A 13,759-nucleotide genomic window follows, 5' to 3' on the forward strand; every position below is an offset into this window, starting at 1 on the left:
AACGATTTCGTTCCTTTTTTTTGTTATAATAAAGAAAAGAGTTGACTATAAAGTGACTCTATAGTCTATAACGGTGTTGAAGGGGGAAGTTAAAATGAAAACAAAAGAATTAGAACAAGTATTAGGCCTCAGTAAACACACTATTTTTTATTATGAAAAAGAAGGTTTTGTTCATCCTACAAGAGATGAAAATGGTTATCGTAATTATAGTGAACAGGATGTACAAACTTTACAGTTAGTTAAGTTTTTAAGAAACTTAAATATTTCTATTGATGACGTAAAAGGAATTATTGCGGGGACTGTTTCATTTGATGAATGTCTAAGAATTAATGAAATTCACTTAAATAAACAAATTGAAGGATTAAAAGAAATAGAAAAGCAGGTTAAAAAGTATAAAGATAAAAATTTACCAGTTTTACCAGCACTAGAAAACATTCATGAACAAAAGAAAACCTATCTAGGTTATCAAAAAACAACACCTACAGTATCTTTAGGAAGAAAACTTACGTCTTCATTAGCTTTAAGAGAATTACTTTATACTTTGCCAGGAATTATCATTGTTAGTTATATGACTCTTCAATGGTTTCCTATTGATAAAAAATATTTTTGGATAGTATTAGTTCTTGTTGTATTAGTATTTTTAATGCTTATTTTTGGTTTCAACTTTAAGCAAACTTCATCAATGATGCTTGATGAAGGACTAGATCAATCAGTAGAATTCTTACAAGACGGGATTACTTATTATCAAAGAAAAGGTTTTTATCAACATCTTTGTTATCACATTGCTGTTTTATTACATCATGAAGATAAATATGTTCATCACTGTGCTTATGAGAATATCAAAGAAGTTTCTATCATTGTTTCTAAAAGATATATGAAGATGGGAAGTCCATTAGCGTATGAAATCTATGTTCCCGATTTTAAGTTTATCTTTCATGATGGTAGTGAGTTCTATTTTTATTGGCCCATGATTTTAGATGATGATGAACGTTATATTGCAACAATCTTAGAAGAAAAGGTAAAAAACATTAAAGATCCTGATCATGTATTATATGCAATGAAACATGGTATTAATTTATATGATTATTTAAAAGCCCAATAAGGGCTTTTATTTATCAGTAATAATCATTGATATAATTTTTTATTATGATAAAATAACATAGAATCATTTATTATTATGATAAAAAAAGGAGGAGCCTATGTATAAATATTTGGAACCTTATGCTAAACTTGTAGATTTTTTAGGTAAAGCATTAGGAGATAACTGCGAAATTGCTTTACATGATTTAACAAGCAAGGAACAAGAAATTGTTGCTATTGCGAATAATCATATATCAGGTAGAGAAGTTGGCGCAAAACTTTCAAACTTGTCTTTGCATTATTTAGAAGAAAAACAATATTTAAATCATGAATATGTAATGAACTATAAAACAGTAGGGGCTGATGGAAAGTTAATGAGAGCAGCGACTTACTTTATTAAAGAAGGCAATAAAGAAATGCCAGTAGGAATGTTATGTATTAATGTTAATATTTCTGACTTAGAGTATTTAACATCAACAATTAAGAAAATCTTAGGAGTAAAAGAAGAAAAAGATATTGAATTTAAAATGGATAATCCAGTAGAAATCTTATCTTCTCCTTTAGATGAAATGATTGATATGTATATTAAAGAATGCTTAGAAAAGATGGGATTCCCAAGTTATTTCTTAGCAGAACGTTTAAATGTTGATGAAAAGATTAAAGTTGTTAAATATTTACAAGAAAAAGGAACATTTAAAGTTAAGGGAGCAATTGTGTTAGTTGCTGAAAAATTAGCTGTTTCTGAACCAACAGTATATCGTTATTTAAAGAAAATGGATAAATAAGGAGTAAAAAATGAGCGAATTAGTTTATGTAAGTGGACATCGTAACCCTGATACAGATAGTATCTGTTCAGCAATTGGTTATAGTTATTTATTAAATGCATTAAATCGTTATCAAGCTGTACCTGTTAGATTAGGTGATGTCAATCGTGAAACAGAATATGTATTAAAGTATTTTGGTATTGAAACACCTGCTTTATTAAAAACAGTAAAACAAAAAGTAGAAGATTTAAACTATGATAAAGTCACTGTTTTTTCAAAAGAATTAACATTAAAGACTGCTTGGTATTTATTAAAACAACAAAATTTAAAATCAGCACCAATCTTAGATGATCATGGTCAATTATTAGGTTTACTTTCAACAAGTAATATTATTGAAGGATATATGGATCGTTGGGATTCAAGTGTTTTAAAAGATGCTAAGACACCTATTGAAAATGTAATTGATACATTAGAAGCTAATGTAATCTACTTAAATGAAGATTTAAAAACAATTAATGGTAATATTCACATTGCTGCAATGCGTGGTGAAGAAGCTAAAAAACGTATTCAACAAGAAGATGTTGTTATTGTAGGTGGAGATCGTGATGAAGCAATTGAAAGTATTATTGATGCTCATCCTTCATTAATCATCCTTACAGGATCATTAACTGTAGAAAAGAAAATGTTAGAAGTCTTAAAAGAAAATAAAATTTCAGTTATTTCAACTGCTTTTAATACTTATCATACATCGCAACAAATTATTCAATCTATTCCAGTTGAATATGTTATGCAAAAAGGAGACATTAAATTATTCTCTACAGATGATACATTAGATTATGTAAAAGAAGTCATGTCAGAAACAAGATATCGTGCTTATCCTGTTGTTGACTTAAATAATCGTTGTGTAGGAAGTATTTCTCGTTTTGCTTTATTAAAAGGATTAAGAAAAAAAGTTGTTTTAGTTGATCATAACGAAAGAGGACAATCTATTCCAGGTATTGAAGAAGCAGATATTCTAGAAATCGTCGATCATCATCGTGTTGCTGATATTCAAACTGTAGGTCCTTTATTCTTTAGAGGAGAACCTTTAGGTTCAACAGCAACAATTGTTAATAAATGTTTTGAAGAAAATGATGTAGAAATGCCAAAAGAAATAGCTGGTATTTTACTTGGAGCTATTATCTCTGATACATTATTATTCAAATCACCTACATGTACTCCAGTTGATACAAAAACTGCTAAGAAACTTGCTAAAATTGCTGGTGTTGATATTGAAACATTTGCTATGGATATGTTTAAAGCAGGAACTTCTTTAGTAGGTAAGAGTGTTGAAGAAATCTTTAACTCTGATTTCAAGAAATTCAGTTTTGAAGATGCTACTGTAGGAGTAGGACAAGTGAACTCAATGGATATTGAAGGATTTATGCCTTATAAGGCTGATATGTTAGCTTATATGAATCAGTTTGCTAAGGATAATAACTTAGAATTTGCGTTATTATTATTAACAGATATTATTAATAGTAATAGTGAAATCTTTGTTGGAGGACCTCATCCAGAATTAGTAGAAAAAGCATTTAATGTGACTCTTAAAGATAGTCAAGGAACATTAAAAGGTGTCATTTCTCGTAAAAAACAAGTTGTGCCAGCAATTACTGCTGTTATGAGTGAATAAGATGAGATTAGATAAATTTTTAAAAGTCTCTAGAATTATTAAAAGACGTACTTTATCTAAAGAAATATCTCAAAGTGAACGTGTTAAAGTGAATGGTAAGATTGCTAAACCATCAACTAAATTGAAGGTGGGAGATCAAATTGAAATTGAATTTGGTCGTACACGTTTAACAGTACAAGTCAAATTACTGAAAGAACATGTTTTAAAAGATGAAAGTACGATGCTTTATGATATTATAAAAGAGGAAAGAATTGAACGAGAAACTGATTAGTTTCTCGTTTGTTGTCTTATATAAAATATAAATATTATCAAAATTAATAAGAGGATATCATGGCGAAATTACTTAAATTCATTACTTCAATTTTATTATTAGCTACCCTAAGTTTTATTTATTTATACCAAACTACACTAAATAAGATATTTCTAACATTAGCGATTACTTTTGGTACTTGTTTTTATCATTTTATCATGAGACTTATAGTAGGACTTATTTTTAGTGTGACTATGGAAAATAGAGTTGATTATCATAAACATTGGTTTCAAATACGTCAATTTGAAAAAAGAGTATATCGAAAGCTCAAAGTAAAGAAATGGAAAGATAGAATGCCTACTTATGATGTTGATCAATTTGATATGAAAAAGCATTCTTTAGATGAAATAGCACAAAGTATGACTCAAGCGGAATTGGTCCATGAAGTGATTGTTATTTTTAGTTTTGTGCCCATTATAGCGGGTTATTGGTTTGGGTCTTATCCTGTTTTTATCATCACTTCTATTATGGCAGCTTTGTTTGATTTAATATTTGTTATGATGCAAAGATATAATCGAGATCGAATAATTAAAATCATGATGCTAAGACATAAAAAGATGGTGTAGATACCATCTTTTTATATAAGCAGTTCATAAGGAGAAATATCTTTTGATTGATTGACAATATGAGCGACTTTTTCATGATAATGTCTACTTTCTTATTTTTTACATATAGTAGGATAGGAGGTAAAGTTATGGAAAATAGTATACATTTTGAACAAACACCTTTTCATCATATTTATTTAAAAGATCGAAAGACTTTAGAATTGACGGGTGTTAAGAATATTGAAAGTTTTGATTCGTTGGAGTTTTTAATTGAAACAACATTAGGATATTTAAATATTAAAGGATCTAATTTATCGTTGATTCGTTTAGATCAGGAAAAGTGTGAAGTGAGTATTAAAGGACAAATTGATTCACTTAATTATTTAGCTCAAAAAAAGGAAACAAAGAATAAAGAAAGTATGTTTGATAAGTTATTAAAATAATGGATTTGATTAGTCAAATCCAAGGATTGGGTTATTCTTTTGGATATGCTTTCGTTGCTTCTTTTATTTATCATTTTATTAATCGTGCTCTTATTAAAATTAAATTACGTGTGATAAGATGGGTATTTCAAATGATACTCGGTAGTAGTTTTGCCTTTTGTTATTACTATGGATTAGTTATGATTAATGAAGGTGTTATTAAACTGTATTTTATCGGTGTTTTAGTTTTTGGCTATCTTATTTATGAGCTTTATTTTAATCAGTATTTGATAGGTGTGATTGATAAAATGGTAAAGTTTGTTAAATATATTTTATTGCCGATACACTTTGTATTTAAGCGTTTTAATGCTATAATGAAAAATACAAAGAGGGTGATGAAATGGAAAAGAAAAGAAGAAAACCATTCTTAGGATTTATTTGTATATTTTTAAGTTTTGGCATGCTTTATGTTTTGCTTAATACCTCAATGCAAACTTTTTCCAAAAAAGAAGAAATTGCCCAATTAGAAAAAAGAAAAGCTGCAATTGAAAAAGAAAAAAAAGATTTAGAAAATGAAGTCGATTTACTTAATGATGATGGGTATGTGACACGTTATGCTAGAGAAAATTACATCTTTACTAAAGACGGAGAACAAGTAGCTATCTTACCTGATATTGACAAAAAATAAGCTCAATGCTTATTTTTTATTTTACAAATTAAGAAAAATAAACGATAGTATCATCACTTTATGATACTATACCAAATAAGGGGTGGTTTGATGTATAAAATCATGTATTCAGACTTAGATGAAACTTTACTTGTTAATCATCATGTTCCTGATTTTAATGTTGAAGCAATAAAAAAAGCACAAGAAAAAGGGTTGAAATTTGTTCCTTGTACTGGACGTGCTTATAATATGATTCCTGAGATTTTAAAAGAAATAGGAACATATGATCAAGAAAATGAATATGCTATTTGTTTTAATGGGGGATTGGTTGTTGAAAATAAGAATCAAAAGATTTTATATTTTAAAGGATTAGATTATGAAAATTGTTCAAAAATCTTTGATTATGGTAAAGAATTAGATGTGTGTGTTTTAGTTTTTACCATTGATTGTTGTTATATTTTCCATGCTGACAAACGAGAAGTAGAACGTAAGATTGAACAAAAAGCACCATTTAAAGTTATTGATACATATGATATGTCTTTTTTAAAGAATGAAAATATAGCAAAGATTTTATATGCTAAAAGAGACATGGATAGATTAAAAGACATTGTTGAAACAATGCCTGAAGTGATAAAAAAAGATGTTAATATTACTTATTCTAGCAATCGTTATATTGAGTTTAATACCAAAGGGGTTAATAAAGGTACTGGAATGAGGTTTTTAACTGATTACCTTGGCTTTAATATTAATCAAACAATTGGTATTGGTGATAATTATAATGACGTTGAAATGATTAAAATGGCAGGACTAGGATGTGTTGTAGCGTGTGCCAGTGATGATGTTAAAGCTTTAGCTCAATATGTTACAGTCCATGATTATGATCAGGGTGCTGTTAAAGAAGTAATAGAAAAATATATTTTGGAGGAAGAATAATGGGTTATAAATTAATCGCAAGTGATTTGGATGAAACTTTATTAAATGATGATCATGTTTGTCCACGAGCAAATATTGAATGGATTCAAAAGGCAAGAAAGGAATATGGGGTTAAATTTGTTCCAGCAACAGGAAGGGGTTATATGCAAATTCAACCTGAATTAAAAGCACTAGGATTATATGATCTACCAGAAGAATATACTTTATCTTTTAATGGGGGAGCTTTAACTGAAAATAAAGATAATCGCGTTATTGAATTTAATGGTTTGTCTTTTGAAAAAACAAAAGAAATTTTTGAATTCGGTTTAAAACAAGATGTATGTATTCATGTTTATACTCAAGATACTTTGTATGTTTATCGTTTATCTGAGTCTGAAAGACAAAGAATTGAACATCAAAAATTAGATGCTGTTTATCCTGAAGAAGATAGTATTGATTTTTTAAAGGATACCCCTATTTCAAAGATTCTATATCAAAATGTGGATGTTCCGTATTTAATGACTTTAGAACCACAGATGAAAGATATCACAGATGGATGTTGTGCAGTAAGTTATTCTAGTAATCGCTATATGGAATTTAATGCTTTAGGTGTTGATAAAGGGAAAGGACTTATTGATTTAGCTCATAAATTAGGTATTGATATTAAAGATACAATTGCGGTTGGTGATAACTATAATGATATGGCTATGTTAGAAGTAGCAGGTTTATCTGTAGCAGCAAATAATGCGGTTGATGATGTAAAAAAAGCATGTGATTATACAACAAAGGCTAACAACAATGAGGGTGTTGTGGCTGAATTAATTAGAAAGTTTATTTTTAATGAGGACATTTAATCAAATTGTTGAACATGAATTTCAACAAGATTATTATAAAAAGTTACATCAAGCAGTAGAACAAGCTTATCAAACCACAACCGTTTATCCACCTAAAGAAGAAATTTTTAGAGCTTTAAATCTTTGTCATTATGATGATGTTAAAGTTGTTATTTTAGGTCAAGACCCTTATCATGAACCTCATCAAGCTAATGGTTTAGCTTTTAGTGTGACTAAAGGAGTCAAAGTACCACCAAGTCTAGTAAATATTTATCAGGAGTTACACGATGATTTAGGTGTACCTATTCCTTATCATGGTGATTTAACATCTTGGGCTAAACAAGGTGTCTTACTTTTAAATAATGTATTGACAGTAGAACGTGGTAAAGCTAATTCTCATCGTCATTTAGGTTGGGAAACTTTTACTTTAAATGTTATCAAAGCTTTAAATGAAAGAGAAAAACCAATGGTTTTTATCCTATGGGGTAGAAATGCTATTGAAAAGAAAAAATGCATAGATGAAACAAAACATCTTGTATTAACGAGTCCCCATCCTTCACCATTATCAGCTTATCGTGGCTTTTTTGGTTCAAAACCATTTAGTAAAACAAATGAGTTTTTAATGAATCATGGAATGGAACCGATAGATTGGAGTATTAAAAATGTTTAATGATATAAAACAAGCGATATCCTATATAGAATCAAAACGTACGAAACGTACGTTTTTGATGTTTAAAGAAACAGTTGAAAAATATCATTTTAATATTCATCAAAAAAATATGATTCATATAGCCGGTACAAATGGTAAAGGGAGTACAACAACTTTTATTAGAGATTTATTAATGCAACATGGCTATCGAGTAGGAACTTTTACATCTCCTTATATTGTAAGTCATAATGAACGTATGTGTATTAATGGCAAAGCCATCAGTGATGAACGTTTATTAGAAATAATTAATGAATTTTATGAAATGATTGAAAAAGAACGTTTGTCTATGTTTGAAATTGATGTTTTAATCATGCTTAAATATTTTGATGAAGAAGATTTAGATTATCGTATTATTGAATGTGGTATAGGTGGTTTAAATGATAAGACAAATGTGATTGATAGTTGTGTGAGTGTTATTACGAACATTGGTTATGATCATCAATTTATGTTAGGTAATACTTTAAGTGAAATTGCTTTACAAAAAGCAGGAATTATTAAAGAGCATCAAATGTTTTATACTACTGAACAAAATCAGAATTTGCTTTCTATTTTTAAAGATCATTGTCATCAAAAAGAAACAAGTTTTCATGAAGTTAAGGTACCTGAAATCACTCATTTTCCTTACCAAATTCCTTTTTTGAATTATACTTATACTTTGAATCATGGAGGAAGTTATCAGGTAAAAAATGCTCTTTTGGCACTCTATGTGTGTCATGATTTAATTGAATTAGATACTGATAAAATTCAAACTGTTTTAAATCAATTTAACTGGCCTGGACGATTTGAAAGGTTTGGGAAATTTATTTTAGATGGTGCTCATAATCAAGATGGTATTCAAGCCTTGATTCAAACGATTCAAGATCAAAAATTAACAGATGTAGGTATTGTATTTAGTGCTTTAAATGATAAAGATATTGATCATATGTTAGCGATGTTAAAAGATTTTGATGTCATGATGGCTTCTTTTGATGATGATCGTAGTAATCATCAAGGAAGAGATTTTAAGGAGGCTCTTTCTTTGATGGCAGCTAAACATCAAACTGTAGTTGTTACAGGTTCCTTGCATTTTATTAGCACAGTAAGGAAATATGTAGAAAATCGTCCCTAAAGGACGGTTTTTTTATTGTGGTGTATTATATTGATGGTCTAATTCTTCATCAAATTCAGACCATACATAATAAATAAATGAAAGTAGATAACGTTTCTCGCTTTCAGGATCTTTGATAATAAAATAATCCATTCCGGCATCTTCTAAAATTCCAGTAAAGGTACGATCACGCCATTGGTTACTACTACTAAAGGTAAAATAGAAAGTACCTAATTTACCAATGTTTAATCTTAAAATATTTCCAAGATATATGTCTGGAATATTACCGGTATCAGAATTTTTAGCAGGCAAGGTTGTATCATCTTGTCTTACAAGGTAAGGGTTTAAATCATCAAAATATTCGATATTATCACGTCCTTTTAAAGTTCACAATTCAGGTTGCTTTGGGGGTTATAGAAACAATGGTTTTTATAACGACCAGATAAAGTACCGTAAAAAGTTGGTGGACAACTTACATTTGTACCCGGGTTTTTAAACCATAAGGCATTTTGGGCCGGTTGTTGTCTAAATGAGGTGATTGTACGTAATGCAAGTTCTTTTTCTTTATCATTGACCCCACTATTAAATAGCGGGGTACCAACACCAGCAAAGGCGTTTTTTTGATAAACGGCTTCAGTAATTGAAGTAACTTGCCTAAAAACATCACAAATGGCGACAACACGATTGATGACGACATTGCCAACCAATAACATTCCTAGATCACCCTCGCTTAAGGCTTCTGATTTAATGAGACGAGCTAATAAATCAACTTCTTTAGGGTTATAGGCAATACGTTGGGTCATTTATTCACCCCCCTATATGTATATATGTGTTTATGGTTAAAAAAATGTAAATAAAATTATTAATTACTAAATTAATTAAAATATAGATTAAATAGGTGTATGATAAATATAGAGAAAAGAAAAAATACGACATAAATTATTTGTTATATGTTTTATAATTGTCGTGAATTCTAACCCAATGTATGGTAGAATTAAAGTATAACAAAAGCGCTTACATTTTTTTATAGGAGGAGATAAAAATGGGAAAAGAGATTGTCGCAATGATATTAGCTGGAGGACGTGGAACACGTCTAAAAGAATTAACTGCTAAAGTGGCTAAGCCTGCAGTGCATTTCGGTGGGAAGTATCGTATTATTGATTTTCCACTTAGTAATTGCGCCAATTCGGGAATTGATGTTGTTGGGGTACTAACACAATATGAATCAGTTGTCTTAGGTACTTATGTTGGTGCAGGAACAAAATGGGGGTTAGATGGTGGTCAATCATTAGCTGCTATTTTACCAGCCCGTGAAAGAGATGAAGTTGGAGCAACATGGTATGAAGGTACAGCTGACGCTATATATCAAAATATTGGTTTCTTAGATCAATATGATCCTGAATATGTTTTAATTTTATCAGGAGATCATATCTATAAGATGGATTATGCTCAAATGCTAGAAGCTCATAAAGCAAGAGGAGCTGATGCTACGATTGCAGTTTTAAATGTTTCTTTAAAGGAAGCAAGTCGATTTGGTATTATGAATACAAATGAAGATGGAAGCATTTATGAATTCGAAGAAAAACCAGAAAAACCAAAATCTACTTTAGCTTCAATGGGAATTTATATTTTTACTTATAAACAATTACGTCGTTATTTAATTGCTGATGCGAAAAAGAAAGACAGTAAACATGATTTTGGTATGAATATTATTCCTGATATGTTGGCTGACAACAAAAAACTATATGCTTATGAATTTGATGGATATTGGAAAGATGTAGGAACAGTTGAAAGCTTATGGCAAGCAAATATGGATTTGATTCATGATAAAGAATTAGATTTATATAATATTAAAAAAGATTGGAAAATTTATACAGAAGATACTTTAGGTATTCCTCAAATTATCGGAGAAAAAGCTAATGTAAAGAATTCACTTATTACTCAAGGATGTCTTGTTAATGGTGAAGTAAGTGGCTCAGTATTATTCAATAATGTTAATGTTGGAGAAGGTGCAAAAGTCATTGATTCAGTATTAATGCCAGGAGTATTAGTAGAAGAAGGGGCTGAAATTTATAAAGCCATAATTGATGAAGGTGTTGTTGTCAAGGCAAAATCAATCATCAACAAAGAAGCAAAAGAAGTCGCATTAGTAAGCGATCATACTAGATAGGGAGGCAAACAAAGATGGCAAAAGTAATAGGTTTAGTTAATTTACATTCAGATGTCAATTTTACAGGTTTGACAGAAAGAAGACCGGTAGCGTCTGTAAGCTTCCTTGGTCGTTATGCAATTATTGATTTCGTATTATCAAATATGTCGAATTCATCAATTGATTCAGTTGGGGTTTTAATTCAACAAAAACCACGTTCTTTATTTAAACATTTAGGAAATGGTAATTCATGGAATTTTAACTCTAAAGCTGGGGGTGTTTCATTATTATATAATGAAAAATATGCTAATAACCCTAAATACAATCATGATATTAATAACTTAATTGAAAATATAGCATTTTTAGAAAATAATAAATCTGATTATGTAGTAATTGCACCAGCACATATTGTTACAACAATGGATTATCGTGATGTTGTTGCAGCACATGAAAAATCTGGTGCTGAAATTACCATGGTTTATCAAAAAATTAAAGATGCTGATAAAGCCTTTGTTGGAGGGGAATATTTAGATATTAAAGATGGCTATGTAGAAGGTGTAGGAGTGAATAAAGGATCACGTAAAACACGTGCTATTTCGCTTGAAACCTATGTTATTAATACTAAAGAATTATTAAGAATTATGAAGAAAGCATGTCGTGTAAGTTCATTTTTCTCTTTAAAAGATTCGCTTGCTTATTTATGTGATGAAAAACAAATTCATGCTTATGAATATAAAGGATATGCACGTTGTTTAGATTCTTTAGAAAGTTATTTTAAATATTCATTAGAGTTCTTAGATTTAGATGTTTCTTCTGCAGTATTTAAATCTAATTGGCCATTATATACGAACACAAATGATACACCACCTACAAAATATTTAGATCATGCTGATGTAAATAAATCGTTTATCGCAAATGGTGCCATTATTGATGGTACTGTTCAAAATAGTATTATTGGTCGTGAAGTGGTTATTGGTAAAGGTGCTAAGATCAAGAACTGTATTATTTTCTCAGGATCAAAGATTGCTCCAGGATCACAATTAGAAAATGTAATTATTGATAAACGAGCTCGTGTTGAAAAACAAACACATCTTGAAGGAAATGAAACAACACCTTTATATATTAAAGAAGGAGATGTTGTTTAATGAGAGTTCTTTTTGTTGCAAGTGAAGGGACACCTTTCATTAAATCAGGGGGTCTTGCAGATGTTATTGGCTCTTTGCCAAAAGAAATGGCAAAACAAGGGGTAGAAAGTATTGTTGTTTTACCTAAATATCAAGATATGAAATTTGCTGATAAGATTGAATATGTAACAAATTTTGATATCTTTATGGGATGGCGTAAATGCTATTGTGGTGTTTTTAAGTATGAATTAGATGGGGTAACTTATTATTTCATTGATAATGAACAATATTTTAAAAGACCGGGTTTATATGGCTATGATGATGATTATGAAAGATTTGCATTCTTTGATTTTGCAGTTCTTGAGCTAATTAGTCATTTAAATATTAGACCAGATGTCTTACACATGCATGATTGGCAAACAGCTATGATTGCTATGTTATATCGAGAAAGATATTGCTATTATGATTATTATCAAAATATTAAGTTAGTATTCACAATTCACAATATTGCTTTCCAAGGTAAAGCGGATCCACATTTATTAGAAGAATTCTTTGGTTTAGATAATTATTTGTACTATAACGGTAATTGTCGAAATGATGATTGTTTAAACATGATGAAAGCAGCTATTTTCTACAGTGATATTATTACTACAGTATCACCAACTTATGCCAAGGAGATATTAACTGATGAATATGGTGAAGGATTACAATCAATTTTACAAATGAGACAACATGACTTATATGGTATTTTAAATGGGGTTGATTATGATGTTATTAATCCTAATAAAGATCCTATGATTGTAAAAAAATATACACCAAGAACAGTGAAAAAAGGTAAATTAGAAAATAAACTTGCATTACAAAAAGAAGTAGGATTACCAGAAGATCCAGATGTAGCCTTAATTGGTATTGTTACAAGACTTACAAGACAAAAAGGTTTAGATTTGATTATTAATCAATTTGAGGCGCTTTGTGGACGTCGGGTACAGGTTGTTATTTTGGGTGCTGGAGATCGTGTTTATGAAGATGCTTTAAAAGGTGTAGCCTACTATCATCAAGATAAAGTGTCAATGCAATGTAAATATGACTTTGGATTATCGTGTCGTATTTATGCAGGATGTGATATGTTCTTAATGCCTTCGTTATTTGAACCATGTGGATTATCACAAATGATGTCTTTAAAATATGGAACTATTCCTATTGTTCGTGAAACAGGTGGTTTAAAAGATAGTGTTATTCCATACAATGAATTTGAACAAACAGGAACAGGATTTAGTTTTACAAACTATAACGCTCATGAAATGATGGATACAATAGATTATGCATTGCATACTTTCTATGATTATCCTGAAAATTGGGATCGTTTAGTCCAAAGAGCAATGAAAGAAAAATTAGACTGGGAAGTAAGCGCAAGCCGTTATATTGAATTATTCTCTTCCTTGTTGTAAGGTATGAAAGGTACTGAATTCAGTACCTTTCATACTA

General features: G+C 29.8%; 17 protein-coding genes. 15 read left to right on the forward strand and 2 right to left on the reverse strand.

The genetic code is table 11. The features are described from left to right. Window positions 1–94 precede the first annotated feature (94 nt). The 12 genes from DW911_RS05305 (at window position 95) to DW911_RS05360 (ending at window position 9,022) form a co-directional block, all read left to right on the forward strand. Window positions 95–1,102, forward strand: a complete 1,008-nt coding sequence (locus DW911_RS05305; protein WP_118432577.1) for a MerR family transcriptional regulator — start codon at window positions 95–97, stop codon at window positions 1,100–1,102. Between the two features lie 97 nt (window positions 1,103–1,199). Then, complete coding sequence (locus DW911_RS05310) at window positions 1,200–1,865, forward strand: helix-turn-helix transcriptional regulator (protein ID WP_118432575.1); 666 nt, start codon at window positions 1,200–1,202, stop codon at window positions 1,863–1,865. A 10-nt stretch (window positions 1,866–1,875) separates the two neighbouring features. Then, the gene (locus DW911_RS05315; protein WP_118432573.1) at window positions 1,876–3,516 is read left to right on the forward strand and encodes a putative manganese-dependent inorganic diphosphatase; all 1,641 of its coding nucleotides are present in this window, start codon (window positions 1,876–1,878) and stop codon (window positions 3,514–3,516) included. Between the two features lies 1 nt (window position 3,517). After that, a complete protein-coding gene (locus DW911_RS05320; RefSeq protein WP_118432571.1) occupies window positions 3,518–3,787 on the forward strand; it encodes an RNA-binding S4 domain-containing protein in 270 nt (89 codons plus the stop codon). A 59-nt stretch (window positions 3,788–3,846) separates the two neighbouring features. Continuing rightward, window positions 3,847–4,392 (forward strand): hypothetical protein, encoded by a 546-nt coding sequence (locus tag DW911_RS05325; protein WP_118432569.1) that lies wholly within the window; start codon window positions 3,847–3,849, stop codon window positions 4,390–4,392. A 128-nt stretch (window positions 4,393–4,520) separates the two neighbouring features. After that, window positions 4,521–4,814, forward strand: coding sequence for a sporulation protein YabP (gene yabP, locus DW911_RS05330; protein WP_118432567.1), 294 nt, complete (start codon window positions 4,521–4,523; stop codon window positions 4,812–4,814). Beyond that, on the forward strand, window positions 4,814–5,224 hold the full coding sequence (gene yabQ, locus DW911_RS05335; RefSeq protein ID WP_118432565.1) for a spore cortex biosynthesis protein YabQ: 411 nt from the start codon (window positions 4,814–4,816) through the stop codon (window positions 5,222–5,224). Before yabP ends, yabQ begins: the two co-directional genes overlap by 1 nt. Beyond that, window positions 5,194–5,481 (forward strand): FtsB family cell division protein, encoded by a 288-nt coding sequence (locus tag DW911_RS05340; RefSeq protein WP_118432563.1) that lies wholly within the window; start codon window positions 5,194–5,196, stop codon window positions 5,479–5,481. Before yabQ ends, DW911_RS05340 begins: the two co-directional genes overlap by 31 nt. Window positions 5,482–5,571: 90 nt before the next feature. After that, on the forward strand, window positions 5,572–6,393 hold the full coding sequence (locus tag DW911_RS05345; protein ID WP_118607549.1) for a Cof-type HAD-IIB family hydrolase: 822 nt from the start codon (window positions 5,572–5,574) through the stop codon (window positions 6,391–6,393). Beyond that, window positions 6,393–7,226 carry a Cof-type HAD-IIB family hydrolase gene (locus tag DW911_RS05350; protein ID WP_118432559.1) on the forward strand — a complete coding sequence of 278 codons (834 nt, stop codon included), beginning with the start codon at window positions 6,393–6,395 and terminating at the stop codon, window positions 7,224–7,226. The genes DW911_RS05345 and DW911_RS05350 overlap by 1 nt, the downstream gene beginning before the upstream one ends. Next, window positions 7,213–7,875, forward strand: coding sequence for a uracil-DNA glycosylase (locus DW911_RS05355; protein WP_118432557.1), 663 nt, complete (start codon window positions 7,213–7,215; stop codon window positions 7,873–7,875). Before DW911_RS05350 ends, DW911_RS05355 begins: the two co-directional genes overlap by 14 nt. Further along, window positions 7,868–9,022, forward strand: a complete 1,155-nt coding sequence (locus DW911_RS05360; RefSeq protein ID WP_118432556.1) for a bifunctional folylpolyglutamate synthase/dihydrofolate synthase — start codon at window positions 7,868–7,870, stop codon at window positions 9,020–9,022. Before DW911_RS05355 ends, DW911_RS05360 begins: the two co-directional genes overlap by 8 nt. 12 nt (window positions 9,023–9,034) lie before the next feature. On the opposite strand, the gene DW911_RS05365 is transcribed toward DW911_RS05360, so the two are convergent. Both DW911_RS05365 and DW911_RS05370 read right to left on the reverse strand, forming a co-directional pair. Next, complete coding sequence (locus DW911_RS05365; protein ID WP_233543012.1) at window positions 9,035–9,313, reverse strand: spore coat protein GerQ; 279 nt, start codon at window positions 9,311–9,313, stop codon at window positions 9,035–9,037. Between the two features lie 68 nt (window positions 9,314–9,381). Continuing rightward, complete coding sequence (locus DW911_RS05370; RefSeq protein WP_118432552.1) at window positions 9,382–9,804, reverse strand: cell wall hydrolase; 423 nt, start codon at window positions 9,802–9,804, stop codon at window positions 9,382–9,384. A 239-nt stretch (window positions 9,805–10,043) separates the two neighbouring features. On the opposite strand from DW911_RS05370, the gene DW911_RS05375 reads away from it, so the two are divergent. From DW911_RS05375 to glgA, 3 genes are read left to right on the forward strand one after another with little or no spacing between them, the layout of a single operon-like run. Continuing rightward, on the forward strand, window positions 10,044–11,171 hold the full coding sequence (locus tag DW911_RS05375) for a glucose-1-phosphate adenylyltransferase (protein ID WP_118432550.1): 1,128 nt from the start codon (window positions 10,044–10,046) through the stop codon (window positions 11,169–11,171). Between the two features lie 14 nt (window positions 11,172–11,185). Further along, window positions 11,186–12,295, forward strand: coding sequence for a glucose-1-phosphate adenylyltransferase subunit GlgD (gene glgD, locus DW911_RS05380; protein ID WP_118432548.1), 1,110 nt, complete (start codon window positions 11,186–11,188; stop codon window positions 12,293–12,295). Further along, window positions 12,295–13,722 carry a glycogen synthase GlgA gene (glgA, locus tag DW911_RS05385; RefSeq protein WP_118432546.1) on the forward strand — a complete coding sequence of 476 codons (1,428 nt, stop codon included), beginning with the start codon at window positions 12,295–12,297 and terminating at the stop codon, window positions 13,720–13,722. Before glgD ends, glgA begins: the two co-directional genes overlap by 1 nt. Window positions 13,723–13,759: the final 37 nt, after the last annotated feature.

It is taken from the genome of Erysipelatoclostridium sp. AM42-17 (assembly GCF_003480255.1).
Taxonomy (GTDB): Bacteria; Bacillota_I; Bacilli_A; order Erysipelotrichales; family Coprobacillaceae; genus Faecalibacillus.